This window comes from Candidatus Methylacidiphilales bacterium (genome assembly GCA_025056655.1).
Classification (GTDB): Bacteria; Verrucomicrobiota; Verrucomicrobiia; order Methylacidiphilales; family JANWVL01; genus JANWVL01.
Genome location: JANWVL010000114.1, coordinates 1 through 1,408 on the forward strand (window position 1 = coordinate 1; position 1,408 = coordinate 1,408).

General features: G+C 40.8%; 3 protein-coding genes. All 3 read right to left on the reverse strand.

From position 1 onward, the window contains the following. On the reverse strand, positions 1–428 hold a 428-nt coding region (locus tag NZM04_07895), incomplete at its 3' end, for a hypothetical protein (protein MCS7063943.1). 65 nt (positions 429–493) lie between these two features. Beyond that, positions 494–922, reverse strand: a complete 429-nt coding sequence (locus NZM04_07900) for a hypothetical protein (GenBank protein MCS7063944.1) — start codon at positions 920–922, stop codon at positions 494–496. An 84-nt stretch (positions 923–1,006) separates the two neighbouring features. Beyond that, the coding region (locus NZM04_07905; GenBank protein MCS7063945.1) for a hypothetical protein at positions 1,007–1,408 on the reverse strand (402 nt) is incomplete at its 5' end.

Below are 1,408 nucleotides of genomic sequence, written 5' to 3' on the forward strand. Positions count from 1 at the left end.
ACCGTGCTATAGATGCGGTTGCGGTAATCGTAAAGCCCTGCTCCTATCCCGCCATACTCATTCCCTAACATCTCCCGCCCCGTATACCAAAACCGCGTCATCGTGTGATTGTAATAGAGTTGCCCATTCTGGAAAAATCTCACTCGCCCATACACATCATACTGCGCACGCAACATCTCGTCCCCCGTCGGATTCGTCACCCGCACCGTGCTCCCCAGCACATTCTCGTGCAAATACCAATCCGTCGTCGTCACCCCGCTCTGCCCGTTGCCGTTCGTCCAGTAATTATTCCGCCGTATCCGCACTATCTCATCCACTCGCCCCCCATGCACATACGACTCCACTAGTTGCATGTTGTTATTATACACCTCTGTCAAGTCCCACCCGTTGTAATACCGATACTGCCGCCCCGGATCTATAAAAGACATATCGTTCGCCAATTCCTAATTATTATTTATTAAAATTGAATCAAAAACATTTACATCATTTCTCACTACTTGCTGTCTGTCATGCCCTCCTTTAACATCTCCAATGCAGGGTCTAAATCTATCTCCACAAGATGCTCATCCTTTAATTTCATATATGTATCCCAGCCTCTCCGCACAACTACTTTCCCTACCTTCTCGCCTTTCGCTAGCAGATCAAGCTTGTAAATAAAACTGCCACTGCTCATCAAATGAAGAAAATCATATGCTTTAAACCCAAGCTTGTCTAAAATGCCCCCTTTATGAACTCTTTTTATAAAAGTCACCGGAGGATCTGAAATTAATCCAAAAAAGCGCCTATTTACGTAATCATAACTATCTAACACAAAACCAAATTTCTTTTCATAATAGTCATTATTGAATGAATACCATGCCATCTCTATATCAAAATTATATTGAAATCTTTCATGGCCTCTATAAAAATCATATATCCACATAAATATTATTCCATAAGAAACAATGTGCGCTATCCAATGTAAAAGACTGACTTTAAATTTAATTCTAAACATGTTTCAATAATGCTAAACCGCCTCAGCACAACAACACTCACATCCTCTCGGATCATCAGCACATCGTCGACCCGCCTCATTAGATTTTTGATCTTCATCGCTGTCAGACTGATCGAAGTCCTTTTTGCATTGATCGAGTTTTTCTTTCAGATCACCTAATTTCTTAGCTAGTTCTTTTCCAAAACTTTTTGCAAGTTCACATTGGGAAAGACAATGAGCTATATCATCATCAATCGTGTTCCCATCACCCTTACCTTCAGGACCTATTAGACTCGCATAGACTAGCGATTTTATCACTGCATCACATTTATTACTTAGATCAGCAAAAGCACAATCTATTTCACAATGAAAAAGCCCCTCAGGATCCGTGTAATTCAACGGACTATTATTCACATATCTATACCAATTCACATC